General features: G+C 64.7%; 20 protein-coding genes and 1 tRNA gene. 7 read left to right on the top strand and 14 right to left on the bottom strand.

Annotated features, from left to right (window positions below):
- Window positions 1-49: 49 nt before the first annotated feature.
- The 6 genes from CCX87_RS14750 to CCX87_RS14725 all read right to left on the bottom strand — a co-directional run bounded on the left by CCX87_RS14750 (window position 50) and on the right by CCX87_RS14725 (window position 8,188).
- On the bottom strand, window positions 50-2,980 hold the full coding sequence (locus tag CCX87_RS14750; protein WP_087747474.1) for a ribonucleoside-diphosphate reductase subunit alpha: 2,931 nt from the start codon (window positions 2,978-2,980) through the stop codon (window positions 50-52).
- Window positions 2,981-3,348: 368 nt separating this feature from the next.
- Entirely contained in the window at window positions 3,349-3,969 is a 621-nt protein-coding gene (ampD, locus tag CCX87_RS14745) for a 1,6-anhydro-N-acetylmuramyl-L-alanine amidase AmpD (protein ID WP_087747471.1), read from the bottom strand.
- Window positions 3,953-5,443 (bottom strand): sigma-54-dependent transcriptional regulator, encoded by a 1,491-nt coding sequence (locus tag CCX87_RS14740; protein WP_087747469.1) that lies wholly within the window; start codon window positions 5,441-5,443, stop codon window positions 3,953-3,955. The genes ampD and CCX87_RS14740 overlap by 17 nt, the downstream gene beginning before the upstream one ends.
- A gap of 15 nt (window positions 5,444-5,458) precedes the next feature.
- Complete coding sequence (locus tag CCX87_RS14735) at window positions 5,459-7,162, bottom strand: ATP-binding protein (RefSeq protein WP_087747465.1); 1,704 nt, start codon at window positions 7,160-7,162, stop codon at window positions 5,459-5,461.
- Window positions 7,163-7,166: 4 nt separating this feature from the next.
- Window positions 7,167-7,394 (bottom strand): PP0621 family protein, encoded by a 228-nt coding sequence (locus CCX87_RS14730; protein ID WP_087747463.1) that lies wholly within the window; start codon window positions 7,392-7,394, stop codon window positions 7,167-7,169.
- Window positions 7,391-8,188: a cytochrome C assembly family protein gene (locus CCX87_RS14725; protein ID WP_087747461.1), complete on the bottom strand. Its 798-nt coding sequence runs from the start codon at window positions 8,186-8,188 to the stop codon at window positions 7,391-7,393. Before CCX87_RS14725 ends, CCX87_RS14730 begins: the two co-directional genes overlap by 4 nt.
- 86 nt (window positions 8,189-8,274) lie before the next feature.
- Between CCX87_RS14725 and ffh the strand changes: the two genes are divergently transcribed.
- A complete protein-coding gene (gene ffh, locus CCX87_RS14720) occupies window positions 8,275-9,651 on the top strand; it encodes a signal recognition particle protein (RefSeq protein WP_087747459.1) in 1,377 nt (458 codons plus the stop codon).
- A 111-nt stretch (window positions 9,652-9,762) separates the two neighbouring features.
- Here the strand turns inward: ffh and miaB are convergent, their stop codons facing one another.
- From miaB to CCX87_RS14685, 7 genes are all read right to left on the bottom strand, one after another.
- On the bottom strand, window positions 9,763-11,097 hold the full coding sequence (miaB, locus tag CCX87_RS14715; RefSeq protein WP_087748378.1) for a tRNA (N6-isopentenyl adenosine(37)-C2)-methylthiotransferase MiaB: 1,335 nt from the start codon (window positions 11,095-11,097) through the stop codon (window positions 9,763-9,765).
- A 91-nt stretch (window positions 11,098-11,188) separates the two neighbouring features.
- Window positions 11,189-11,536 carry a hypothetical protein gene (locus tag CCX87_RS14710; protein WP_087748376.1) on the bottom strand — a complete coding sequence of 116 codons (348 nt, stop codon included), beginning with the start codon at window positions 11,534-11,536 and terminating at the stop codon, window positions 11,189-11,191.
- A gap of 184 nt (window positions 11,537-11,720) precedes the next feature.
- Window positions 11,721-11,797 (bottom strand) — tRNA-Met (locus CCX87_RS14705).
- A 24-nt stretch (window positions 11,798-11,821) separates the two neighbouring features.
- The gene (locus tag CCX87_RS14700) at window positions 11,822-12,601 is read right to left on the bottom strand and encodes an enoyl-CoA hydratase (RefSeq protein ID WP_087748375.1); all 780 of its coding nucleotides are present in this window, start codon (window positions 12,599-12,601) and stop codon (window positions 11,822-11,824) included.
- Window positions 12,602-12,676: 75 nt separating this feature from the next.
- Window positions 12,677-14,506: a M61 family metallopeptidase gene (locus CCX87_RS14695; RefSeq protein ID WP_087747456.1), complete on the bottom strand. Its 1,830-nt coding sequence runs from the start codon at window positions 14,504-14,506 to the stop codon at window positions 12,677-12,679.
- Window positions 14,507-14,609: 103 nt separating this feature from the next.
- Window positions 14,610-15,335, bottom strand: coding sequence for a DsbC family protein (locus CCX87_RS14690; RefSeq protein ID WP_087747454.1), 726 nt, complete (start codon window positions 15,333-15,335; stop codon window positions 14,610-14,612).
- 50 nt (window positions 15,336-15,385) lie between these two features.
- Window positions 15,386-16,519, bottom strand: coding sequence for an FAD-dependent monooxygenase (locus CCX87_RS14685; RefSeq protein WP_087748373.1), 1,134 nt, complete (start codon window positions 16,517-16,519; stop codon window positions 15,386-15,388).
- 88 nt (window positions 16,520-16,607) lie between these two features.
- Here CCX87_RS14685 and CCX87_RS14680 point away from each other — a divergent pair, with 88 nt between their 5' ends.
- Complete coding sequence (locus CCX87_RS14680) at window positions 16,608-17,477, top strand: MOSC domain-containing protein (protein WP_087747452.1); 870 nt, start codon at window positions 16,608-16,610, stop codon at window positions 17,475-17,477.
- 565 nt (window positions 17,478-18,042) lie between these two features.
- On the opposite strand, the gene CCX87_RS14675 is transcribed toward CCX87_RS14680, so the two are convergent.
- Window positions 18,043-18,858, bottom strand: a complete 816-nt coding sequence (locus CCX87_RS14675) for a DUF4189 domain-containing protein (protein WP_198314719.1) — start codon at window positions 18,856-18,858, stop codon at window positions 18,043-18,045.
- Window positions 18,859-19,519: 661 nt separating this feature from the next.
- Here CCX87_RS14675 and ychF point away from each other — a divergent pair.
- The 5 genes from ychF (at window position 19,520) to CCX87_RS14650 (ending at window position 25,996) form a co-directional block, all read left to right on the top strand.
- On the top strand, window positions 19,520-20,614 hold the full coding sequence (gene ychF, locus CCX87_RS14670) for a redox-regulated ATPase YchF (RefSeq protein ID WP_087747450.1): 1,095 nt from the start codon (window positions 19,520-19,522) through the stop codon (window positions 20,612-20,614).
- 11 nt (window positions 20,615-20,625) lie between these two features.
- Window positions 20,626-21,183: an antibiotic biosynthesis monooxygenase gene (locus tag CCX87_RS14665; RefSeq protein WP_087747447.1), complete on the top strand. Its 558-nt coding sequence runs from the start codon at window positions 20,626-20,628 to the stop codon at window positions 21,181-21,183.
- A 294-nt stretch (window positions 21,184-21,477) separates the two neighbouring features.
- The gene (locus CCX87_RS14660) at window positions 21,478-22,233 is read left to right on the top strand and encodes an ABC transporter ATP-binding protein (RefSeq protein WP_087747443.1); all 756 of its coding nucleotides are present in this window, start codon (window positions 21,478-21,480) and stop codon (window positions 22,231-22,233) included.
- A 94-nt stretch (window positions 22,234-22,327) separates the two neighbouring features.
- Window positions 22,328-24,706, top strand: a complete 2,379-nt coding sequence (locus CCX87_RS14655) for an ABC transporter permease (protein ID WP_087747441.1) — start codon at window positions 22,328-22,330, stop codon at window positions 24,704-24,706.
- A gap of 45 nt (window positions 24,707-24,751) precedes the next feature.
- Window positions 24,752-25,996 (top strand): efflux RND transporter periplasmic adaptor subunit, encoded by a 1,245-nt coding sequence (locus tag CCX87_RS14650; protein WP_087747440.1) that lies wholly within the window; start codon window positions 24,752-24,754, stop codon window positions 25,994-25,996.
- Window positions 25,997-25,998 lie beyond the last annotated feature (2 nt).

Below are 25,998 nucleotides of genomic sequence, written 5' to 3'. Positions count from 1 at the left end.
GCACATGCGCAACGCCTCGGAAGAGTTCGAGGCGTTGCACGTAAAGTCTTTATTGGCAGGCTTCGCAGCCAGGATCGTCGATGGCGCAGAACTTGACGTCCGTGGCAGGCACCGCTGCTGCTTGATTGGCCGCCGCAGCGGCTGCCGCTTCCAGTGCGGTGGGCTTGGCATGTGCAGGTGCCGAAGCCGCAGTTGCGCCACCATCGGTGCCAGACGAAACCGAGTTGAGCTGGCGCGTATTTACGGTGCTCATCTCGACGTGGGTCGCGCTTTGTGTGCGCAGGTAATACGTAGTCTTGAGGCCGCGTACCCAGGCGAGTTTGTAGGTGTCGTCCAGTTTCTTGCCTGATGCACCTGCCATATAGATGTTCAGGCTCTGCGCCTGGTCGATCCACTTCTGGCGACGCGATGCGGCCTCCACCAGCCACTGGGGTTCGACTTCAAACGCCGTGGAGTACAGCGCCTTGATGTCCTGCGGCACGCGGTCGATAGGATGCAGCGAGCCCTTGAAGTGCTTGAGGTCCATGATCATTACGTCGTCCCACAGGCCCAGGCGCTTGAGGTCGCGCACCAGGCCGCCGTTGATGACCGTGAACTCACCCGACAGGTTGGACTTGACCGACAGGTTGCCGAACGACGGTTCGATCGACGCATCGACACCGATGATGTTCGAGATGGTCGCCGTGGGGGCGATGGCGACGCAGTTGGAGTTGCGCATACCGTCTTGCGCGATCTTCTTGCGCAGGGCTTCCCAGTCCAGCGTGGACGAACGGTCCACTTCCACATAGCCGCCACGGGCTTGCGAGAGCATGTTCAGCGTGTCGAAAGGCAGGATGCCGCGATCCCACAGCGAGCCCTTGTAGCTGGAGTACTTGCCGCGCTCCCGGGCCAGCTCGGTGGACGCCCAGTAGGCGTAGTAGCAGATGGCTTCCATCGACTGGTCGGCAAACTCCACGGCTTCCTGCGAAGCGTAAGGAATGCGCAAATCGTACAGGCTGTCCTGGAAGGCCATCACGCCCAGGCCCACCGGGCGGTGGCGCAGGTTGGAGTCGCGGGCCTTCTTGACGGCGTAGTAGTTGATGTCGATCACGTTGTCGAGCATGCGCATGGCCACCGTGATGGTCTTCTTGAGCTTGTCGTGGTCGATCTGGCCGTCCTTGATGTGCTGCAGCAGATTGACCGAGCCCAGGTTGCACACAGCGGTTTCGGTGTCGCTGGTGTTGAGCGTGATCTCGGTGCACAGGTTGGACGAATGCACCACGCCGGCGTGCTGCTGGGGCGAGCGCACATTGCAGGCATCCTTGAAGGTGATCCAGGGATGGCCGGTCTCGAACAGCATGGTCAGCATCTTGCGCCACAGGTCCGTGGCCTGCACGGTCTTGGCGGGCTTGATCTCGCCACGCGCTGCCTTCTCTTCGTAGGCGACATAGGCCTTTTCGAAGGCGGCGCCGAACAGGTCGTGCAGGTCGGGCACGTCGGACGGCGAGAACAGGGTCCAGGTGCCCTTTTCCATCACGCGGCGCATGAACAGGTCGGGGATCCAGTTGGCCGTGTTCATGTCGTGCGTGCGGCGGCGGTCGTCGCCGGTGTTCTTGCGCAGCTCCAGGAACTCTTCGATGTCCAGATGCCAGGTTTCCAGGTAGGTGCAGACGGCGCCCTTGCGCTTGCCGCCCTGGTTCACGGCCACAGCCGTGTCGTTGACCACCTTGAGGAAGGGCACCACGCCCTGCGATTCGCCGTTGGTGCCCTTGATATGGCTGCCCAGGGCACGCACGCGGGTCCAGTCGTTGCCCAGGCCGCCGGCAAACTTGGACAGCAGGGCATTTTCCTTGATCGACTCGTATATGCCATCGAGGTCGTCGGGCACCGTGGTCAGGTAGCAGCTCGACAGTTGCGAGCGCAGCGTGCCGCTGTTGAACAGCGTGGGCGTGCTGGACATGAAGTCGAAGCTGGAGAGGATTTCATAGAACTCGATCGCGCGGGCTTCGCGGTCGATTTCGTTCAGGGATAGGCCCATGGCCACGCGCATGAAGAAAGCCTGGGGCAGTTCGATGCGGCTTTTCTTGACGTGCAGGAAGTAGCGGTCATACAGGGTCTGCAGACCGAGGTAATCGAATTTCAGGTCGCGGTCCGCCTTGAGCGCGGCGCCCAGGCGCTGCAGGTCGTATTGCAGCAGGCGTTCATCGAGCAGGTCGTTTTCCACCCCCTTCTTGATGAACTGCGGGAAATAGTCCACATAGCTTTGCGCCATGTCGCTCTGGGTGACTTCGCGGCCCAGCACTTCCCGCACGATGGTGTGCAGCAGCAGGCGCGCCGTGGCGTAGGTGTAGTCCGGATCTTTCTCGATCAGGGTGCGCGCGGCGAGGATGGATGCCTTGTAGACCTCTTCCATCGGAACGCCGTCATACAGGTTGCGCATGGTTTCCGCCACGATGGGCTGGGCGCTGACGTCTGCACCCAGGCCGACACAGGCCGATGCAATGAGCGACTGCAGGCGTGCCAGGTCCAGCGCCACACGCTCGCCGCCGTCAATGACATGCAGCTGGGGGGCGGCAGGCGTCTGCTCTTCGGTTTGCCGGGCGCGTTCCTGGGTGCGGCGCTCGCGATAAAGCACATAGGCCCGGGCAATTTCATGGTGGCCGCCGCGCATCAGGCCCAGTTCCACCTGGTCTTGCACGTCTTCAATATGGAAGGTGCCTCCGCCGGGGCGTGAGCGCATCAGCGCGCGAATCACGTTTTGCGTTAGCGCATCCACCACCTCGCGCACGCTGGCTGATGCAGCGCCCTGCGTGCCGTGCACGGCCAGGAAGGCTTTCATCATGGCGACAGCTATTTTTTGCGGCTCAAACGGGACGACAGCACCGTTGCGCCGAATGATCTGGTAGTGCGTCAGCACGTTGGCCGCAGCGCCGCCGTGAGTGGGCAACCCCTGCGGGGTGGCGGCGAGGGCGGCGGGCGGGGTGTTCAAAGCAGCTTGCATGGGTGTCCTCTTCTGTGGGCTGTGCGGGATGGGCTGGCGGGCTGGAAAAGCAGTCGCGGAATTCGCAGGGTGCAACGGCTTTCAATCAGCAGCACGCTATATGTGGTGTGTCGTGAGTGTTCAAGACACTACCGGTAGTGTACAGCCGGGAAAACCCTTCCTGTCTCAAACAAGTTGTTGATAGGGCGCGAAGTAGGACATCGACAGGCCCGGCAAGCCCCATGCAGCGGGCTTTCCATGACCGAAATCAAGCAAAATAGGGCGATACAGGCGGTTTTCCGATAGCGAGCCGCATGGATATTGCGGCAGACTTTTTTTAAGCCGCCGGATGGCGGCGCCAGTGCTGATGTTTGCGTGCTACAGCGGCATCATCGGATGGTGTTGGCAGCGCCTCGGGTTTCGATGGGGAACCGCGCGAGGGGCCACGCGAGCAGGTTTTGCAGCTGCGTCCAGTTGAATCCCGGGCCGGGGTCTTGCTTGCGTCCTGGGGCGATATGTTCATGTCCCGCCACATGGGCCACGGGGTAGCGCCCTGCAAGGTCGACGCACAGGCGGGCCAGCACCTCGTATTGCGCCGGCTCGAAGGTCCGTCCTTCGAGTCCCTCCAGCTCGATACCAATCGAGTCGTCGTTGCATTGGGCGCGGCCGCGATAGCAGGACTGGCCAGCATGCCAGGCGCGCTGGTCGCAGTCGACAAATTGCCAGAGGGTGCCATCCCGCTCTATGAAGAAGTGCGACGACACCTGCAGCCCGCGGATGCTTTGAAAGTACGGGTGCGCGTCCCAGTCGAGGGTGTTGGCAAACAACTGCTGCACTGCCCCGCTGCCATATTGTCCCGGCGGAAGGCTGATGGAGTGGACAACGATCAGGTCGATGCCGGCGCCATGGGGTCGTGGACCAAAATTAGGCGAGGGCTGCCTGAGGGCGTTCCGATGCCAGCCCGCGTCCCACAAAGTTCGCGCTGCAGGTTCGTCAGGCAAGGTCGTCATGTACGTCGTTGTCGTTCGGCGCAGCAATGTTCAAGCGGGCAATGCGGTAGCGGATCTGGCGCAGGCTGATGCCCAGCCGTGCTGCAGTGGCTGTCCGGTTGAAGTGGGACTCGCGCAGTGCGCGCACCAGGATCTCCCGCTCCTGCTGGTCCAGCCAGGCCTGAAGGTCATTGGGCAACGTGGCGCATGGGGGTGGCCCACTGGCCCCGTGCGTGCCAGAGGGTACTTCGGTGATGGGTGCTGGCGGGGCGGGCCGGGTGCCGAAGGCCTCTGCGGTGGAAGTGGCGCACTCCACATGCAGTTCGTCTCCGTCACTCAGCGCCACGGCGCGGTGCAGCAGGTTTTCCAGCTCGCGCACGTTGCCGGTGAGGGGATGGCTGGCGATGGCGCTCAGCGCACGCTCTGTCAGCGCCGGTGGCTTGATGCCCGATTCGTGCGCAATGCGGGCCAGCAAGGCGGCGCACAGGGCGGGCAGGTCCTCCCGGCGCTCGCGCAGCGGCGGAATGACGATCTCGATCACGTTCAGGCGGTAATACAGGTCCTGGCGGAATCGCCCCGACAGCACGTCGGCAGCGAGGTCGCGGTGGGTGGCGCTCACGATGCGCACGTCCACGGTCTCCTCCTGGGTCGAACCCAGGGGGCGCACGCTGCGCTCTTGTATGGCGCGCAGCAGTTTCGATTGCATTGCCAGGGGCAGGTCGCCGATTTCGTCGAGAAACAGGGTGCCGCCGCGTGCTGCCTGAAAATATCCGTCGCGATCCTGGCTGGCGCCGGTGTACGAACCCTTGCGGGCGCCAAAAAATTCGGCTTCCAGCAGATTTTCAGGGATGGCACCGCAATTGACGGCAACGAGCGGGCCGTCAGAGCGCTGGCTGCTGGCGTGCAGCGCCTTGGCCACCAGTTCCTTGCCTGTGCCGGATTCGCCATGTATCAGCACCGGGGCCATGCTGCGGGCCACCTTGGCGATGCGCTGCTTGACATTGCGAATGGCCTGCGAATCGCCCACGAGGCGGTCCAGCGCCTCGCCGGTGCCGGCCTGCTCGGTCGCACTGCTGCCTGGGCGACCCGGGCTGCGGCTGGAGCGCGGGGCAGGCACACCGCCGGTGCCCTGGATGGCAGATGCCACCACAGAGCGAAACTGTTTCAGATCCACCGGCTTGGTCAGGTAGTCGAATGCCCCTGCGCGCAGGGCCTCGACGGCGTTCTCGGCCGAGCCGTAAGCCGTCATGACCACGCAGCGCTCCCGGCGCTGCTGGTCCCGCAAATCCTGCAACAACTCCATGCCAAAGCCGTCGGGCAGGCGCATGTCGGTGATGACGGCGTCAAACCGCTGGTCTTTCAGTTGCTGGCGCGCCTCCTGCACGCTGGAGGCGGTCTCCACGCGGTAGCCTTCGCGCAGCAGCGTCAGTTCGTACAGGGTGCGCAGATCGGGCTCGTCGTCGATCACAAGGATGGAGGCGGTTGGGGCGTTCATGGGTGCAGGAGCGATTCAGACCACGATGGTGTCAAAAAGGGTGGCATTTTCGGCGGGGCGTGTGTTGCGGCGAAAACCTACGGTGAACGCATTACCGCCGATCTTGCCGCGCGCTGTGGCGTACACCAGGCGCTGGTAACCAATGGAGGCGCCGTGGCGCTGACACAGCTCACGGCAGATATACAGGCCCAGTCCGCTGGATCGACTTTCCGAGGAAAAGAAGGGCTCGAACAGGTGGCGCTCCACTGATTTGTCCATGGGCGCGCCATCGCTCCACACCTGCAGGCTGATGGGCCCTGAGGGGCTGACGCGCGTGGTGATGATCAGGGAATCGTTTTCCTGGCTCTTGTAGCGCAGGGCGTTGTCCAGCAGGTTGAAAAGGACACGCCGCAGATGCTCGGTATCGAACTCGATCTGGGCGCCCTGGGCCATCAGTGAAATGGTGGCGCGGCGCTGCGCCGGATCATGGCGTTGCCAGTCAGCGCAGATCTGGGCCACGGATTCGTCCAGCATCAGTGTGGAGGCGGGCGCGTGGCTGATCTGGTGTTGCACCCGCGCAATGTCCAGCACCTCCTCGGCGATGCGCGCCAGGCGCTCCGCGTTCTGTCGCACCATTTGGGCGAGTCGTTTCTGGCCCGGGTCGTGCAGATCCTCTTCGAGCAAGGCATTGGCCTGGACAATGGCCGCCAGCGGGTTGCGTATTTCGTGGGCCACGGCAGCGGACATGCGGCCCATGGAGGCCAGCTTTTCGGTGCGCAAACGGGCCTCGAGCTCGCGCAGATCGTGCAGGAACATCACGCACAAGCGCTCGCCGGCCTCTTGCAGGGATTCATGGCGCGCGGCGGTCAGCCAGGTGCGCACATGCAGCCCGGTGGGGCTCTGCCCGGGGTGAAACAGGTCTGTGTCGGCCGTGACGGGCTGGTCCTGGCGAAACGTGCGTTGCGCCAGTCGTACCAGCGGTTGCCAGGCGGGGCTGTCGTCCAGGGCAAAAGGGGGCTTCAGCGCGCTGGGGCCGCCCAGCAACAGCAGTGCGGCAGGGTTGGCAATCCGCACCATGTCCTGACTGTCCAGCACCAGCACGCCGTCGGTGAGATGCTCGATCACCAGCGCGTTCACCTGGGACTGCACTCTCGCGGCCAGCTGGCTTTGCTGGGCCAGCTGCTGTTCGCGCGCCAGTCGCACCGACAGCTGGTGCACCAGGTAGCTGATGATGAAAAAGCCGGTGCCTGTCAGGGCGCTCTGGAGATAGCGCGCGGCGTCATCGCCCCCGTTGTGCTGGCCCTGCCACCAGGCCCAGGCCAGCAACAACAAGGTGACGCCCGCCGTCGTGCCCAGGGCCAGGGTCAGCGTGCCCAGCACAGCCGCCATCAGGATGGGCAGGCCGAACAGGGGCGTGTAATTCATCGTGCCGGCCTGCAGCAACTGCAAGGCGCACACGGCCGCCAGATCCACGCCGATGAACGGGAGCCATTGCGGGCCCGCCGCGGGCTGCGGAGGGGCGCGGCCTGTCAGGGCGCGCTCGGCCACGGTGGCTGCCAGATAGGCCAGGCACACCGCCAGCACGGCCGGCTCGGCTCCCAGGTTGATGAACTGGCCCAGGCCCTGCAAAAAAAGCAGTGCCAGCGCGACCATGACGCGGCCGGTCAGGAACCCCCGCCACAGGCGCACAAAAGGGGCATCGACGGCAGAAAGAGAAAGGCCGGCGGGCAGGAGAGGCATTGCGTCAGGCGCTGTGTTGGCGCCTGTGCTCGGCGCAGCAGTAGGCGTGCTGCCCCAGCATCAGGGCCTCAGTGCGTGGCACATGCAACCCGCAGTGGTCGCAGGCCACCATGTCCTGCGGCAGGGCGGGCGGGCGGGGCGCTGCCTTTGCGGCGCCGGATGCGGTGGGGCGGCGGCTGCGCCAGATGCCCACGGCCACCACCAGAACCACCAGCAAAACGAGGTATTTCATGCGTTGCGACCCAATACGACTTCCATCACGAAGCGCGAACCCACATAGGCCAGCAACAAAAGCCCGGCGCCAGCGTAGAGCATGCGCACAGCATTGCGCCCCCGCCAGCCAAAGCGCGAGCGGCCCAGCAGCAGGGCCGCAAAGGTGATCCATGACAGCAGCGAGAAGATCGCCTTGTGGTCCCAACGCCCTGCATGCCCGTAAAGCGTTTCCCCAAACAGCCAGCCAGCCAGCAGGGTGGCCGTCAACAGCACGAAGCCGGCGGTCACGAAGCGGAAGGTGAGCCGCTCCAGCGTGAGCAGCGGGATGCCGTTTTGCGGGTCTGCGGCCTGGCGGATATGGCGCTCGGCGCGTGTCATGAGCCAAGCATGCACTACCGCCGCGGCGAAAAGTCCGTAGCAGGCAATGCCCAGTGCCAGGTGCAGCGGCAGCCAGGCCGAAGCGGCCACATGCAGGGGCTGGCCAGGAAACAGCAGGCTCAGCACGATGGCCGCCGCGCCCAGCATCGCCAGGATCCAGCGGGCCTGCAACTGTGGGAAAAGCTGCCGCTCCACGGCATACATGGTGAGCACCAGCCACGCGGTCATCGACAGCGCGGGCGCGAAACCGAAGCGGGGGGCTTCGCCCCATAGACCCCACACCAGCACGGCGGCGTGCAGCACCCACGCCAGCAGCAGCGCGTTGCGCGCTGCGGTGGCGCTCAGGCGCGAGGACGCCGCCGCCGACACGGCATACGCGGCAGCGGCTGCCAGGGCCAATAGCCAACTGGCAGGGGAAGCACTGGGTAAAATCATGACTGACAGTTTAGCCTTTCGCCCACCGCCAGCGCCCTGGCGGGTCCGCGCGCCGATGGCGCTCGCGGGCACTACCGGAATACCCTATGGCATCCGCCCTTACCGACAAACTCACGCGCCTCGTCAAGGAGATGCGTGGCCAGGCCCGCATCACCGAGTCCAACGTTACGGACATGTTGCGCGAGGTGCGCATGGCCCTGCTCGAAGCCGACGTGGCCCTGCCCGTGGTGCGCGACTTCATTGCCCGCGTCAAGGACAAGGCGCTGGGCCAGGAGGTGCTGGGCTCGCTCAAACCCGGGCAGACGCTGGTCAGCATCGTCAACCGCGAACTCGCCGCCACCATGGGCGAGGGCGTGGCCGACATCAACCTGGCCGCCCAGCCGCCTGCCGTGATCCTGATGGCCGGCCTGCAGGGCGCGGGCAAAACCACCACCACCGCCAAGCTGGCCAAGCACCTGATCGAAAAGCGCAAGAAGAAGGTGCTGACCGTGTCCGGCGACGTGTACCGCCCAGCCGCCATCGAGCAACTCAAGACGGTGACCAGGCAGGCCGGTGCCGAGTGGTTCCCCAGCACGCCCGATCAGAAGCCGCTCGATATCGCTCTGGCCGCCCTCGACTACGCCAAGAAGCATTACTTTGATGTGCTGCTGGTGGACACCGCGGGCCGCCTGGCCATCGATGAAGCCTTGATGAAGGAAATCAAGGATCTGTATGCCGCGCTGAATCCGGTCGAAACCCTGTTCGTGGTCGATGCCATGCAGGGCCAGGACGCCATCAACACCGCCAAGGCTTTCAAGGAGGCGCTGCCGCTGACCGGTATCGTGCTGACGAAGCTCGATGGTGATTCGCGTGGCGGTGCCGCACTGTCGGTGCGCCAGATCACGGGGGCACCCATCAAGTTTGCCGGGGTGTCCGAAAAGCTCGATGGCCTGGAAGTGTTCGACGCCGAGCGCCACGCCGGCCGCATCCTGGGCATGGGCGACATCGTGGCGCTGGTTGAGCAGGTGACTGCGGGCGTGGACATCGAAGCCGCCCAGAAGCTGGCTGCCAAGGTCAAGAGCGGCGACGGCTTTGATCTGAACGACTTTCTCTCGCAGATCCAGCAGATGAAGCAGATGGGCGGTCTGTCCAGCCTGATGGACAAGCTGCCGTCTCAGCTGACCGCCAAGGCCGGTGCCCTGGACATGGACAAGGCCGAAAAAGACATCAAACGCAAGGAAGGCATCATCCAGAGCATGACGCCCTTGGAGCGCCGCAAGCCCGAGCTCATCAAGGCCACGCGCAAGAAGCGCATCGCCAATGGTGCGGGCGTGCATGTGCAAGAGGTCAACCGCCTGCTCAAGGAGTTCGAGCAGATGCAGGGCATGATGAAAAAGATGAAGGGCGGCGGCCTGATGAAGATGATGAAGAAGATGGGCGGTATGAAAGGCTTGGGCGGTGGCATGCCCAAGATGCCGTTCTGATTTTTTGGTGTTTTTGGCCTCAAGCGCTTGTGTGGTAAGCGCTAGTAGCTATAAAAACAGAAGCAAAAACCGGTGCAAGGCCGGTTTTGGATGGATTGGATGCGCAGGTGCTCAAGCGTTTTCGCGCACCAGCACCTCGCCGCGCAGTGTGTAGGCCTTGGCTTCAGTGATGCTCACATCCACCATTTGCCCCACCAGGCGGGGTTGGCCGACAAAGTTGACCACGCGGTTGCATTCGGTGCGGCCCATCAGCTCGGTGGCGTCGCGCTTGGAGGCGCCTTCCACCAGAATGCGCTGCACCGTGCCCACGCGGCTTTCGCTGATGGACTTGATGTTGGCGTTGATGACAGATTGCAGGTGCTGCAGGCGGCGCAGCTTCACATCGTGCGGCGTGTCGTCGTGCAGGCCCGCCGCCGGTGTGCCGGGGCGGGGGCTGAAGATGAAGCTGAAGCTGTTGTCGAAGTGGATGTCGTCAATCAGCTTCATCATTTTGTTGAAGTCGTCTTCCGTCTCGCCGGGGAAGCCCACGATGAAATCGCTGCTCATCGCCAGGTCAGGGCGGATGGCGCGCAGCTTCTTCACCGTGCTCTTGTATTCCATGGCGGTGTAGCCGCGCTTCATGGCCATCAGGATGCGGTCGCTGCCATGCTGCACCGGCAGGTGCAGGTGGCTGGCCAGCTTGGGGATGTTGGCGTAGGCCTCGATCAGCCGGGGCGTGAACTCGTTGGGGTGGCTGGTGGTGTAGCGGATGCGCTCAATGCCCGGGATGTCGGCCACGTATTCGAGCAGCAGGGCGAAGTCGGCAATTTCTGCCGTGTCGCCCATCTTGCCCAGGTAGGCGTTGACGTTCTGACCCAGCAGGGTGATTTCTTTCACGCCCTGGTCGGCCAGGCCCGCCACTTCGACCAGCACGTCGTCAAACGGGCGGCTCACTTCTTCGCCGCGCGTGTAGGGCACCACGCAGTAGCTGCAGTATTTGCTGCAGCCTTCCATGATCGATACAAAGGCCGATGCGCCCTCGACCCGTGCAGGCGGCAGGTGGTCGAATTTCTCGATCTCGGGGAAGCTGATGTCCACCTGGGGCTTGTTCAGGCGCGCACGCTGGTTCAGCATCTCGGGCAGGCGGTGCAGGGTTTGCGGGCCAAACACCACATCCACATAAGGCGCGCGCTTGATGATCTCGGCACCCTCCTGGCTGGCCACGCAGCCGCCCACGCCGATGAGCACGCCCTTTTCCTTGAGGTGCTTGATGCGCCCGAGGTCGCTGAAGACCTTTTCCTGCGCCTTTTCGCGCACCGAGCAGGTGTTGAACAGGATCAGGTCGGCTTCATCCACGTTTTGCGTGGCTTCGTAACCCTGGGCGGCGCCCAGCACGTCGGCCATCTTGTCCGAGTCGTACTCGTTCATCTGGCAGCCGAAGGTTTTGATAAAGACTTTTTTGGACATGGCGATTTCTTCAACGGGAATGCACGCCATGGCGCACAGGGGCGTCGTGGCGTGGACTGCGCACCACCGGGCAGGCCAGTGGTGGCAACGGTTATTTCTGTGCCGAATCCGACTCGGCGCGGAAGTTGCGCTCGACGGAGTCGCTGCCCTTGCGTGGCTGGCTCGCCTCTGCCTGGGTGAGGATCCAGGCAGAAATCAACAGGCCCGTGCCGGGCTCGATGACGTAGTTGACCTTGAAGCTTTGCCCCAAGACCGTGTGCGCCATGACCAGCGTGTTCTGCGGGCTGAACAGCCGCATGCCAGGCGCCATGCGGATGGCGCGCCCGTTCAGGGTGGCATCGGCGGTGCTGTTGAGGGTGAGATTGCCGCGCAGCGCGGCTTCGGGAAAGTTGCGCACCATGCCCATGCCCGAAGGCACCTGGGCGGTGGCGGGGGTCATGGTCAGCACCAGTGCTGTGATCCATGCGCTCGCAAGGGCGCGACCACAGTGGCGAGGTGACGCGGTGGCCGAAAGCGACTTGAAGTGGCAGCGGTTCATGGTGTGTATCCAGAGGCTGTGGGGGCAAAGGAGCCCGATTTTATGGGCCAAGAAAAAAGCCAGCGCGAGGCTGGCTTTTTTGATTTGGTGGTGATAGGTGGATTTGAACCACCGACATCAGCATTATGAATGCTGCGCTCTAACCAACTGAGCTATATCACCGAAGAGCAATATTATAGAACAAATTTACTGGTGGGTGAAGTTCGCCGCGCGCTTGTTCACAAAAGCATCCATGCCTTCCTTCTGGTCCTGGGTGGCGAACAGCGCATGGAACAGGCGGCGCTCAAACATCACGCCATCGGACAGGGAGCTCTCGAAGGCCCGGTTCACCGACTCCTTCGCCGCCATGACGGCGATCTGCGAGAAGTTCGCAATGGTCAGGGCAGCGCCCAGGGCTTCTTCCATCAGCTTGTCCAGGGCGACCACGCGGCTCACCAGGCCGGCGCGTTCGGCTTCCACCGCGTCCATCATGCGCGCGGTGAGGGCCATGTCCATGGCTTTGGCCTTGCCCACCGCGCGCGGCAGGCGCTGCGTGCCGCCCGCGCCGGGAATGACGCCGAGCTTGATTTCGGGCTGGCCGAACTTGGCGTTGTCGGCGGCGATGATGAAGTCGCACATCATGGCCAGTTCGCAGCCGCCGCCCAGTGCGAAGCCGCTCACGGCGGCAATCACGGGTTTGCGGATGGAGCGGATGGTTTCCCAGTTGCGGGTGATGTAGTCGCCCTTGTAGGCGTCGGCAAAGCTGTATTTGGCCATGGCGCCAATGTCGGCACCCGCCGCAAACGCCTTTTCGCTGCCCGTGATGATGGTGCAGCCGATCTTTTCATCGGCGTCAAAAGCCTTGAGCGCCTCGCCCAGCTCGTTCATGAGCTGGTCGTTCAGGGCATTGAGTTGTTTGGGGCGGTTGAGCGTGATGACGCCAACCTTGTCCGCTTCGGTGCGAACTTCAATGGTTTCGTAGGCCATGAAATCTCCTGGGTTGATGGGTTCAAACAACTTTGAGGACTATACCGAAGCGCGAATTTTGGCTGTTGAGCGCAATCATGGCGCTGCCGTTCCGGTCAGCCAACGCCTCAGCGCGGCGCTGCCGGTTGCGGTGAGGCTGATGGTGTCTGGCGTTGCCGCAGGTGCCTTGCGGCTGCGCTGCCCTGCCGGCTTGGACGTGGCGGGGGCAATGGCCGGCAGGGTCAGTGGCAACTGCAGCAGGCGGCCATCGCGCGCCACCACGGCGGTGATCTGAGTGGCTTGGCCGGCATAGAACGCCACATCCTCCAGCCGGGCAATCCGCCAGCCCTGGCCTTGTACATCCAGGCCCAGCCATTCGTCACCAGCGGCCAGGCCTGCCTTTTCGGCGGGCCCGCCGCGCAGCACGGTCTTGATCTGCACGCTGTGGTTTTCCGTGACGCGCAGGCCCAGGCGCTGCGCCAGCTGGGGCTGCTCGGGTTGGAGTGCCACGCCGTGGGCGGCCAGCAGCTCGTCCAGCGGGAGTTCGGCGGTGCTGTGCACCCACTGGTCGAGTTCTGTGTCAAAAGACCGCCCCGCCAGCGTGGCCAGTTCGGCGCGCAGATCGGCCTCGCTCATGGGGCCACCGGCGCAGCGTTTCCACAGGGCGCGCATCACGTCGTCGAGCGTGGTCTTGCCTTCACGGCGCAGAGTCAGGTCCAGGCACAGGGCGACCAGTGAGCCCTTGGTGTAGTAGCTCACCGTGGCGTTGGGGGTGTTTTCGTCCTGGCGGTAATACTTCACCCAGGCATCGAAACTGGCCTGCGCCACCGTCTGCACGGTGCGGCCCGGTGTCTGCAGGACCTGGTTGGTGGCCTTGGCCAGCAGCTTGAGGTAGGTGGCATCGTCGATCAGGCCAGCGCGGCGCAGCAGCAGGTCGTCGTAATAGCTGGTGAACCCCTCGAAGAACCACAGCAGCTGGGTGTAGTTTTCCTGGCTGTAGTCGTAGCGAGAAAACTCTGCTGGGCGCAGGCGCTTGACGTTCCAGGTGTGAAAGTATTCGTGGCTGATGAGTCCGAGCAGGGTGGTGTAGCCATCGCTGGCGCGCGCCTCGCCTGTGCGGGGCAGGTCGCGCCGGCCGCAAATCAGGGCCGTGGAGTTGCGGTGCTCCAGGCCGCCATAGCCGTCGTGAACGGCATTGAGCATGAACAGGTAGTTCTTGATGGGCGGCTTGCCCTTGCCGTGCCAGAAGCGGATGGCGGTCTCGCAGATCTTTTGGGTGTCGGCCAGCAGGCGCTTGCCGTCAAAAGAGGGCGCGGCCCCGGCCACCACGAAGCGGTGGGGCACGCCACAGGCCGTGAATTGGCCACTCCAGAAGGTGCCCATTTCGACCGGGCAATCCACCAGTTCGTCATAGTGGCCTGCTGCATAAACCCCAAAGCCCTTCTTGTCGACGGCTTGCGGCGTGAGGCCCGTGGCGACGGACCAGTGCGCAGTGGCCGCCGTACTGGCGATGTCGAGCGCGTGGGGCGCGTCTTCCTGCCCGTGCACCCGCAGGCACAGGCTGGTGCCGTTGAAGAAGCCGCGCGAGGCATCCAGCCATGCCGTGCGTACCGAGGTGTCGTAAGCGCACACTTCGTAAGTCAGCACAAGGGGCCGGTCGGTGCGGCAGTTGGCCTGCCAGCGGTGCTTGTCGAGCTGGACCAGTGGAACAGCGCGCCGCCCCTGCTGTGCCACCAGCCGCTGAAGGTTTTTGGAAAATTCGCGCACCAGGTAGCTGCCCGGTATCCAGACAGGAAGCGACAACTCCTGCTGCGCCTGGGGCTGCGCCACGGTGAGCGTGATGGTGAACAGGCGTGCATGCAGGTCGGCGGCTTCCACGCGGTAATGAACGGGGGCCTGCGTGGCGGGGGGGCGGGTGGTGGGCATGGGTGCGGCGTCGCGGAAGGCGGGTGCCTGGTGCTGGTGCGCACGTCACCCGTGGGGTCTCTGGGGCTCGAAGGGGAGGGAGGGGGTGCCCCCTCGCATGAACTCAGTTGCTGCTCGGGGCGCCGCCGGCTTCCGCCAGGCGCTTTTCCACATCCTGGGCGCTGATGGCGCCGGGAACGCGCGCGCCGTTCGCAAAAATCAGCGTGGGGGTCCCGGTGATCTTGTATTTTTTGCCGAATGCAAGATTGCGCTGCAGGGCACTGGTGTCGCAGCTGGCCGTGTTGGGCGTCTTGTCGCGCAGCATGAGGTCGTGCCAGGTGGTCGCCCTGTCTTTGGCGCACCAGATGTTGCGGGATTTTTCTGCTGAGTCGGGGCTCAGGATGGGATACAGAAACAGATAGACCGTGATGTTGTCCACGTTTTGCAGGTCTCGCTCGAAACGCTTGCAATAGCCGCAGTTCGGGTCTTCAAACACCGCCAGCTTGCGTTTGCCATCGCCACGCACGATGGTGAAGGCATCCTTCAGGGGCAACGCCGCAAAATCCACCGCAGTGAGTTTGTTGATGCGGTCTTCGGTCAGGTTGCGGCGTGCCTTGGTGTCGATCAGTTCGCCCTGGATGACGTAGTTGCCCTTGGCATCGGTGTAGAAAAGGTCGGTGCCGATGCGCACTTCATACAGGCCCGGCATGGCCGTGGTGCGGACCTCGTCGATTTTTTCCATTTGCGGAATGCGTTCGGCCAGCGTTTTACGGATGGCGGCTTCCTGGGCGGAGGCGGTAAAGCTCAGGGCGAAAGTGGCTGCAGCCAGCAGGGTGGGAATCAATTGCATCGTGTTCTCGTTCGGTGTTGTCGCGGCGGCTGCGTTTGCAGCCGCGGGTATCAGTGGGTTCCCATGGCCTGGCGGGCCATCCAATCTTTAAGGGGGCCGCTGTGCTCGAAGCCCTTCATGCCCCAGTTGCGCAGCGCCTGCCAAGGCCCTTCGGTGCGCGCAAAAAGTTGCTGCAGTCCGTCAGTGGCCAGCCCCATGGGCAGCATGGCCGCCTTGCGCTCGCGCTCGTAACTGCGCAGCAAGCGCAGGTCGGCCACGCTGCGCCAGTAGTCGCGCCCATGCAGCACGCGGGCCAGGGCCTGCGCATCAGCCAGTCCCAGGTTCAGCCCCTGCCCGGCCAGTGGATGCACGTTGTGCGCTGCATCGCCGGCCAGCACCCAGCTGCGTGCCTGGCTGCCCTGGGCTGGCAAGGCGCCGCACCAGCGGTTGGCCTGCGCCTGTTGCAGGGGCCATGCGGCACGTTCGCCCTGCAATTGCAGCGTTCCCAGCGCACCCTGACTGGCGGCTTCGAGGCGCTGGGCAAATTCCTGCGGCGCCAGCGCCAGCAACTGCGGCACCTGTTCCTTGAGAACAGACCACACCACTGCCACAGAGTTCCCCTGCGCGCCGTCCAGCGGCAAAAAGGCCAGGATGCCGTCGGGCAAAAACCACTGGCGGGCGACTTGGCCGTGGGGGGATTCGCAGGCCAGCCGGGTGGCGATGGCGTGCTGCTCGTAGGCGGTCACCTCGAAGGCCACGCCAAACTCGCTACGGGTGCGGCTGGCTCGGCCTTCGCACACCACGGTGAGGGTTGCCGGCACCGGCTCGGAAACCACCTCGACCTGGGGCTGGTAGCGCACGGCTTCCGCCAGGCGGGCTTCGAGTGCGGGAACGTCCACGATCCAGGCCAGTGCATCAACGCCCTGCGTGGTGGCATCAAAGCGCACGGCGCCTCCCTGGTCGCCAAAAACCTGCATCTGGGTAATTGCCGTGGCATGGGCCGGATCTGGCCAGCTGCGCAATGAATCGAGCAACTGGCGCGATGCTGCGTTCAGTGCGTAGGCCCGCACGTCGCCCGCGGGCGCCAACGAAGGAGCGGGCGCAGCCACCAGGGCCACGCGCAGCCTCTCGCGGGCGAGCAGCAAGGCCAGGGTGCGGCCCACCACGCCGGCGCCACGGATACAGATGTCAAAGGTTTTCGCCATGGCGGCATTGTAGGAGGGGGCCACCGGTCAGCAGGCGGGGCAAAATGGCCCATCCGGCCCATGGCGCCGCTGACTGGAGCTTCCCCGCGTGACTTCCCTTCCTGATTCCGATCTGTCCGGCACGATCTCGCGCTTGTTTGTGTACCCGGTCAAGTCCTGCGCGGGCATCGCGGTGCAAGAGGCTCTGCTCACCGATACGGGCCTGGATCTGGACCGTGCCTGGATGGTGGTCGATGCAGAGGGCGTGTTTTTGACCCAGCGCACATTGCCTCGCATGGCGCTGATCCGCCCCCAGCTCAAAACCTCGGAACTGGTGCTGCGCGCGCCGGGCATGCTGGCGCTGCATGTGGCCATCGATGCCGTGGAAGGCCCCGCCACCGTCACGGTATGGGAGGACACCGTGCCCGCCTGGGACATGGGCCCACTGGCTGCACAATGGTTCAGCGATTTTCTGGGGCAGCCCTGCAGCCTGGTGCGGTTTGATCCGGATTACCGCCGCCTGTCGAGCATGGACTGGACCGAGGGGGTGGAGGCGCCCAATCAGTTTGCGGACGCGTTTCCGCTGCTCGTGACCAGCGAGGCATCGCTGGCGGAGCTGAATGCACGGCTGGCGGCCACCGGGCAGGAGGGGGTGGGTATGGAGCGTTTTCGGCCCAATGTGGTGCTGGCGGGCTTCGGGGCGCACGATGAAGACCGTGTGGACATGGTGCGTGTGGATGCTGGGGGGCACGAGGTGCATTTGCAGCCCGTCAAGCCCTGTTCGCGCTGCCCCATCCCCAATATCGATCCGGCCACCGCACAAAGCAGCCCGGCTGTGGCCGACACCCTGCAGACCTACCGGCAGGACGAGCGCCTGGGCGGCGCCGTCACCTTCGGCATGAATGCCATCGTGCGGCAGGGGGCCGGGCAGGTGCTGCGGGTGGGCCAGTCCATTGCGGCGGATGTGCCTTTCAAATGAACGGAGGGGGCTTTGCCCCCAGGTCCGTAAAGAAAACCAGAAAGTCCTGCCAAGAGCCTCCAATGGGGCAACCTCGGCAAGGCCACCCTTTTCAACGCCCTGACTAAGGCCGGCATTGCCGCCGAAAAGTATCTCGCAGGCAGGATGGGCTGAGGACCCCAGCAGGATCACGCGCTTTCAGGGCGCGGCATACAAAGCCAGGACAAAAATGCGGAGAACCACAAAGGCCATCCTACGATGGCCGTTGTCGGTCGCAGTGCAGGCGGGGCGTAGCCGAGTGATGTGCTGGAGCAGGCGGGCAAGACTATTTGCTTTATGCGTGAAAGTAGTCCATCAGGACAGCCGCTAATTTCTTCGGCCGCTTTCGACGCGGCCTATAAGTCGTCCGAGGGCTGCAGATCGGCGAAGCTGGCCCTATCGCTGTTGATCTCGCAGCAAAGGGGGGAGCAGCGCGCAGGCGTTTGCCCCACTGTGCGGAGTCGTGGTCCGGCGGGGCGCAGGCCCTCAGGTGCTCGTGTCTGTCATGCTGTCCCGCCAGGCCGTAAACCGAGGTAAGCGGCGGGTGCTACTTCCTGCTGATCACCACGGCGCCGCTCAAACCCTTTGCGTCGGAGTTTTGACCACGCATCAGGTTGGGGCTGGCGATGACGAGGGTGTAGTTGTCGGGGTAGTACACCCCGGATCCCAGCAGGTAGACCGGGTTGCTGGCGTTGACGGTCACGGTGTCGCCCCGTACGGTGATGGTCGCGTCCTGCTGCACCCGTTTGGACTCGCCCGATGTAGCGACATAGGCCAGCACCAGCACCCCGCGAAAGCTGTCATTGCCCAGGCTCTCTGTCACGCGCAAAGTGCCGGTGGCGGTGTAGCTGGTCTGGGACACATAGTCCACCAACCACTCGCCCAGCAGGGGGAAGCCGCCGGCGGTCGCCTTGTTGCTATCTTGAGGTGTGGGTGGACGTGCGACCTGGGCGGGGGGCAGGGTTGTGGTCTGCGGCGTGGACGACACCTTGGCATCGCAGCCCCATGCGCGTACCTTGCAGCTGGAGCCGCCTCTGGCCCGGCATTCCGACATGGCCCGCGCCTGGGTGTTGGAGCTGGTGTTGCCTGTGCCCCACCCATAGGCGTTGGAGCCCTTGGCCAAGTCGGCGGCGTAGGCGCCGCATTGGCCGGCGAAGCGCAGCACGACGGAACAGTCCGCACCGCATTCGCGCAAGGCGCGCTGATCGGCCTGATCCATGTTGGGGTGGTTGAAGGAAAAACCGTATTTCTCGCCCTGTAGGGTGTCGATGGCCAAGGAGCCCGATGCCATGGCATGGCTGCCCGCAAGCAGCAGCATGCCAACGGCCAACCTGGCAACAACAGTTATCAGTGCAGAGACCATAGTTTTTCTCCAAAAGAATGTAGTGCTTGCCACGCAGGCTCGACCCACGCAGGCGGTCGTCCCTGGGTGGGCCCCGGCAGATTATCAGGTGGAGCCCTCTATTGGCCATCGCGTGGGGCGGCTTGTCACGCTCGCACTAAGCGCTGTCGAGGTGGTCATCCCATCCTCAACACCCAAGCCAACTCAGTGACGGTGCAGCACGGCGGTCCTGGGTGCGTGTGGTTCAGGACTCTCCACATCGCCCTGGCGACCTGCATTCATTGCGTCTCAAGCCCGCGTAGAGCGCCAGATTCAGCAAGTCGCGTTAGCGTTTAGCCAGCTTGTTCATCGCAGTTTTCCGGACGGCAGATCAGAATGCTGGAGGACGCGCGCCCGTGGCTTTGCTCGTTTGGGCATCTGAATGCAAAACCCGGATAGCAGGCGGTCGCAGAGAAACCGCCCGTCAGCCACGGTGCTTCGACGTAGCAAAGATTCGCTGATCAGTACAATCGGCATCAGTTTCCCCTTGGCAAAACGAGGACCAAGTCCTCAAAAATCATAGATTCCGACACCCGGTTCGCTGTGATTGCCGGCCATTCGCCAAACGCGCGGATCGGGCACCTCCACCACACCCGTGTTGGGCTCGATGGTGCGAAAGGGGTTGATTCATAAAGGATTTTCCATGAGCCTCCAATGCGGCATCGTGGGCCTGCCCAACGTCGGCAAGTCCACCCTTTTCAACGCGCTGACCAAGGCCGGCATTGCCGCCGAAAACTACCCCTTCTGCACCATTGAGCCCAATGTGGGCGTGGTGGAAGTGCCCGATCCGCGCCTGCAGCAGCTGGCCGAGATCATTCATCCGGAGCGCATCGTCCCGGCCATTGTTGAATTTGTGGACATTGCCGGCCTGGTGGCTGGCGCCAGCCAGGGCGAAGGCCTGGGCAACCAGTTTCTGGCCCATATCCGCGAAACCGACGCCATTGTCAATGTGGTGCGCTGCTTTGAAGACGACAACGTGATCCACGTCGCGGGCCGGGTGGACCCGATTTCCGACATCGAGGTCATCCAGACCGAGCTGTGTCTGGCCGACATGGGCACCGTCGAGAAGGCGCTCAACCGCTACACCAAGGCCGCCAAGTCGGGCAACGACAAGGACGCCGCCAAGCTGGTGGCGCTGCTCACGCGCATCCAGGCCGCGCTCAACGAAGGCAAGCCGGCACGCAGCGTGGAAATCACCAAGGAAGAGCAGCCCCTGCTCAAGTCCCTGTGCCTCATCACCGCCAAACCGGCGATGTTCGTGGGCAATGTGAGTGAAGACGGCTTCGAGAACAACCCGTTCCTCGATCGCCTGAAGGAATACGCGGCCAGCCAGAACGCCCCCGTGGTGGCCATTTGCGCCAAGATGGAAGCCGAAATGGCCGAGATGAGCGACGAAGACCGCGACATGTTCCTGGCCGAAATGGGCCAGACCGAGCCCGGCCTGGCCCGTCTGATCCGTGGTGCGTTCAAGCTGCTGGGGTTGCAGACTTATTTCACCGCCGGCGTGAAGGAAGTGCGCGCCTGGACCATCCACATTGGCGACACCGCCCCGCAGGCCGCCGGCGTGATCCACGGCGACTTTGAACGCGGCTTCATCCGCGCGCAGACCATTGCTTTTGAGGACTTCATTGCCTACAAGGGAGAGCAGGGCGCCAAGGACGCCGGGAAGATGCGCGCAGAAGGCAAGGAATATGTGGTGAAAGACGGCGATGTGCTGAATTTCCTGTTCAACGTCTGAGACTCACTGCCATGCAAGCTGTAACCGTTTTGATCAGTCGGCAGGTCAAGCCTGAGTATGAGGTGGAGTTTGAACGCGTGATGGATCAAATCATTGCCACTGCGGCAACGTTCAAGGGCTATTTGGGCGCTCACCTGGTTCGCCCTGGCGATGAACAGGGTGTCAATGACAGCTTGCACCATGTTGTGATGGCATTTGACAGCGAAGCCAATCTTGATTTGTGGCAGAACTCGCCAGCCCGATCCCTTGGGTTGGCAGCAGCAGCCCCGTTCATCGAGGGCCAGGCCCTGATCCGGCATGTTTCGGGTTTGGCGCATTGGTTTTTGCCGCGCGGCGAGTCCAAGCAGGTGCCCCCGCCGCGATGGAAGGTGGCCGTTGTCACCTGGCTGGGCATCTTTCCTACGGTTTACGTGCTGTTCCTGGCACTGGGCGATTTGCTGGCGCCTTGGCCGTTATGGGCTCGCATTCTGCTGATCACCATACTGGTGGTCGGTTTGATGACTTGGGTTGTGGCGCCGCAACTGACTCGGTGGCTCAAGCCATGGCTCTACTCTGGCTCAAACAAGTAAGCCGCAGGCACAGGTAGGCGACCTCTACAAAGACACAGGCTGCAGCGCCTGGTAATTTGATATAAAAGTGCCTCTAGCGCTTATGGGGTAAGCGCTAGTAGCTATTGTTTTAATAGTGAAAATGGGGCGCTATTGGCCGTGGACCGGGTGAGCGGTGGGCGCTTCCCGCAAGGCGGGTTCACGCGGCTGCTGCGGTGGCGTGTTCTTTGCTTGACCCAGGGTGGTTGACACGCATCAGGCAGCGTCCACACTGTCCGGCATTGTCCTGATGTCCGGCGCGCAGCGCTGCCCTCCATGCCCGATGCCCTGGTTGACCCAACCCCCGCGCGCCCTGTGCCGTATGGTGCCGTGGTGGTGTTCCATGCGCGCAATTTGTGCAAGACCTACCAGACGGGCGAGGTGCAGGTGCGCGCGTTGCACGACGTCAACCTCGACATCGTGCGCGGCGAGTTCGTGGTGCTGCTGGGCGCCTCGGGCAGTGGCAAGTCCACGTTGCTCAACATCCTGGGCGGGCTGGATGTGCCCACCAGCGGCGAGGTGCGTTTTGCCGACCACGCCCTGAGCGGCGCCAGCGAGAGCGAGCTCACCGCTTACCGGCGCGAGCATGTGGGCTTTGTCTTCCAGTTCTACAACCTGATTCCCAGCCTGACGGTGCGTGAAAACGTGGCCCTGGTCACCGACATCGCGCCGCACCCCATGCCCATCGACGAGGCGATTGCGCTGGTGGGGCTGACGCCGCGCCAGCACCACTTTCCGGCGCAGCTGTCGGGCGGCGAGCAGCAGCGCGTGGCGATTGCCCGCGCCATCGTCAAGCGCCCCGATGTGCTGCTGTGCGACGAGCCCACGGGCGCGCTCGACTACCAGACCGGCAAGATGGTTCTGGAGGTGATCGCCCGCATCAACGCCGAGCTGGGCACCACGGCCGTGGTCATCACGCACAACGCGGCCATCGCCGCCATGGCCGACCGTGTGGTCTATCTGGTGGACGGCACCATTCAGCGCATCGAGCGCAACGCGCACCGGCTCTCGCCTTCGGAGCTGTCATGGTGAAAAAAACAACGCCCCCACGCTTGTCCGCTGCGCGGGGTCCGCTGCCCCCCACGGGGGTCGCTTTTTGCCTTGGGGCGGCCCGGCGGCAAAAAAGATGAAAGCCCTCGACCGCAAACTGCTGCGCGACCTGCGCCGCATGTGGAGCCAGGCCCTCACCATCGCGCTGGTGGTGGCCAGCGGCCTGGGCGGCTTCATCACCACCTTGTCGGCGGTGGATTCGCTCGCGCTGGCGCGTGACCGGTTTTATGCCCAGGGCCACTTTGCCGATGCGTTTGCCGCCGTCAAGCGCGCGCCGCTGGCGTTGGCCGACGTGCTGCGCGGCGTGCCCGGCGTGGCTGACGTGCAGGTGACGGTGGAGCAGGTGGTCCGCGTGGAGATCGCCGGGCTGGTCGATCCCATCATCGGCCAGCTGATTGGCGTGGACCTGCGCCAGCCGCCGCGCATGAACCAGGTCACGGTGCGCAGCGGCCGGGCGCTGGCGCCGCCCGGTGCGGGGCAGGGCCGCAGCGACAGCGCCATCGATGCGCTGGTGTCCGAAGGTTTTGCCCGCGTGCGCGGCCTGCACCCGGGCGACGAGCTGCTTGCGCTGGTTAATGGCAAGCGCCGCACCCTGCGCATTGTGGGCACGGCGCTGTCGCCCGAATACATCTTTGCGGGCATGGCGGGCATGCCCGACCTGCGCGGCTTCGGCGTGTTCTGGGTGGACCGCGAGGCGCTGGCCGCGGCCTACGACATGCAGGGCGCGTTCAACCGCGTGGCCGTCAAGCTGGCGCCGCAGGCGTCAGAGCCCGCCGTGCTCGATGGCCTCTCGCGCTTGCTGGCGCCCTACGGCGGGCGCGACGCCCGCGGCCGCGAGGACCAGGCATCGCACGCCATGCTCGACAACGAGATCAAGGAGCAGCGCGTGATGGGCACCCTGCTGCCCGCCATCTTTCTGGCCGTGGCGGCCTTCTTGCTGCACGTGGTGCTGTCGCGCCTGGTGGCCACGCAACGCGAGCAGATCGCCGCGCTCAAGGCGCTGGGCTATGCCAATGCGGCCATTGCCGGGCATTACCTCAAGCTGGTGGCCGTGATCGTGGTGGTGGGGCTGGTACTGGGCGTGGCGCTGGGCCACTGGCTGGGGACGATGCTGACCGGGTTGTACGCCGAGTTTTTCTTCTTTCCGGTGTTCGAGCACCGCATCGCGCCGTGGCTGATTCTGGTGGGCGCGGGGGTGACGGGCACCACGGCCCTGCTGGGCACGCTCAGCGCCATTGGGGCCACGGTGCGCCTGGTGCCGGCCGAGGCCATGCGCCCGCCGGCCCCGGGCCAGTACCACCGCACGGTGCTGGAGCGCCTGGGGGTGCGCCGCATTCCAGCCGGGCTGCGCATGATTCTGCGCAACATGGAACGCAAGCCGCTGCGCACCACGCTCACCATTGGTGGCACGGCGGCGGCGGTGGCCATTGTGGTGATGGGCAACTTCTTTCGCGATGCCATCGACCATATTGTGGACACCACCTTTCACCTCGCGATGCGCAGCGATGTGAATGTGTGGATGACCGAGCCGGTGGATGCCCTGGCCCGCCTGCAGCTGGCGCGCCTGCCGGGGGTGACGGGCGTGGAGCCCACGCGCAGCGTGGCGGTGCGCATGGGCTATGGCCACCGCAGCGAGCGGGTGGGGCTGGAAGGCGTGGCGCCGGATGCGCAACTGCTGCGCGTCATTGACGTGGATGGCCGCCAGAGCCCCGTGCCCGAAGCCGGCCTGCTGTTCACCGACCGCCTGGCCGACAAGCTCGGGGTGCGCGTGGGCGACAGCGTGCGCGTAGAGGTGCTGGAGGGCCGCCAGCGCACGCTGCAAGTGCCGGTGCAGGCCACCGTGCGCGAAATGATGGGCCTGAACGCCTATGTGCAGCGCGATGTGCTCAACCGTTGGCTGCAAGAGGGCGATGTGGCCTCGCAGTTTGACGTGGCGCTGGAGCCCGGCTCTGAGGCGCGCTTTCTGGAGGCCACCAAGGCCTTGCCGCGCGTGGCGGGCGCTTTCAGCAAGGCCACGCTGCTGCGCAACATGCAGGATGTGAGTGCGCGCAATGTGCGCATCATGAGCACCATCCTCACGCTGTTCGCGGCCGTGATTGCGGTGGGTGTGGTCTACAACAATGCACGCATTGCGCTGGCCGAGCGCACCTGGGAGCTGGCCAGCCTGCGCGTGCTGGGCTTTACGCGCGGCGAGGTGTCGGCACTGCTGCTGGGCGAGTTGGCGATTGGCATCGCGCTGGCGCTGCCATTGGGGATGGCCATGGGCTGGGGGCTGGTGCACTTGCTGGTGGAGCTGCTCAAGAACGACCAGTTTCTGTTTCCGGTGGTCATCAGTGCGCGCACCTATGCCTGGGCGGGCCTGTGCGTGGTGGTGGCCGGCGTGGCCAGCGCCCTCGTGGTGCGCCGGCAGATCGACCGGCTGGACATGGTGGCTGCGCTCAAGACGCGCGAATGACATGCGGCCAACAATGCCGACAATGCAGGCAACAGGAACTGGGCAATGCAAAAGAAGACGGTGATGCTGGGCGTGGGTGCACTGGTGGTGCTGGGCGCATTGCTGGCGTGGACGTTTGCTCCCCGGCCACTGCAGGTGGAGGCCGCCGCCGTAGTGCAGGGCCGCTTTGAGGCCGGTATCGACGAAGACGCCAAGGCCCGCCTGCGCGACCGCTACAGCATCTCGGCCCCGCTGGCCGGGCGGCTGGCGCGTATCGCGCTGCGCGAGGGCGACGCGGTGCAGGCGGGCGACGTGGTGGCGCGTATCACCCCCGCCATGCCCGCGTTGCTGGACGAGCGCAGCCTGCGCGAGCAGCAGGCGCGCGTCACCGCCGCCCAGGCCAATGTGCAGCGCGCCGCCGTGCGCATCGAGCGCAGCCGCGTGGCGCAGGAGCAGGCCCGCAACGACCTGCGCCGCAGCGAGCAGCTGGCGCAGCAAGGCTTTGTGGCCCCCACGCGGCTCGATACCGAGCGCCTGGCGCTGCAGGCGGCCGACAAAGACACCGACGCCGCAGTGCAGGACCAGCAGGTGGCACGCGCCGATCTGGCCCAGGCGCGCGCGGCGCTCGACGTGGTGCAGCGGCCCGGCAGCGCCCCGTCGGCCAAGGCCTTTGAGGTGCTGTCCCCCGTGGCCGGCCGCGTGCTGCGCGTGGCGCAGACCAGCGAGGGCGTGGTAGCGCTGGGCACGGTGCTGGTCGAGGTGGGCGACACCGCGCAGCTCGAAGTGGTGGCGCCGCTGCTGTCCACCGATGCGCTGCAGGTGCGCCCCGGCAGCCCCGTGCGCATCGAGCGCTGGGGTGGGCCGGGCGTGTTGCAAGGACGTGTGCGCAGCGTGGAGCCGGCGGCGTTCACCAAGGTGTCGGCGCTGGGCGTGGAAGAACAGCGGGTCAACGTGCTGATAGACCTGACCAGCCCGCCCGCGCAGTGGGCGGCGCTGGGCGACGGCTACCGCGTGGTGGCGCGTGTGCTCACCCGCGAGGCGCCAGACGCCACGCTGGTGCCCGTGAGCGCGCTGTTCCCGCTGCCCGCCAGCGACGCCGCCGCATCGGCCCCCATGGCGGATACCCCCGCGCCGCGCATGGCGGTGTTTGTGATCGATGGTGGCCGGGCACGGCGCACGCCGGTGGTGCTGGAGGCGCGCGGCAGCACCCACGCCTGGGTGAAAGAGGGGCTGCAGGCGGGTGCGCAGGTGGTGGTCTACCCGCCCGCTGCGCTGACTGACGGTGCCCGCGTGAAGGTGCGCACCCCCTGACG

Source organism: Acidovorax sp. T1 (genome assembly GCF_002176815.1).
In the GTDB taxonomy this organism is placed as follows: Bacteria; Pseudomonadota; Gammaproteobacteria; order Burkholderiales; family Burkholderiaceae_C; genus Acidovorax.
This window is presented reverse-complemented; position numbering and strand designations above follow the sequence as displayed.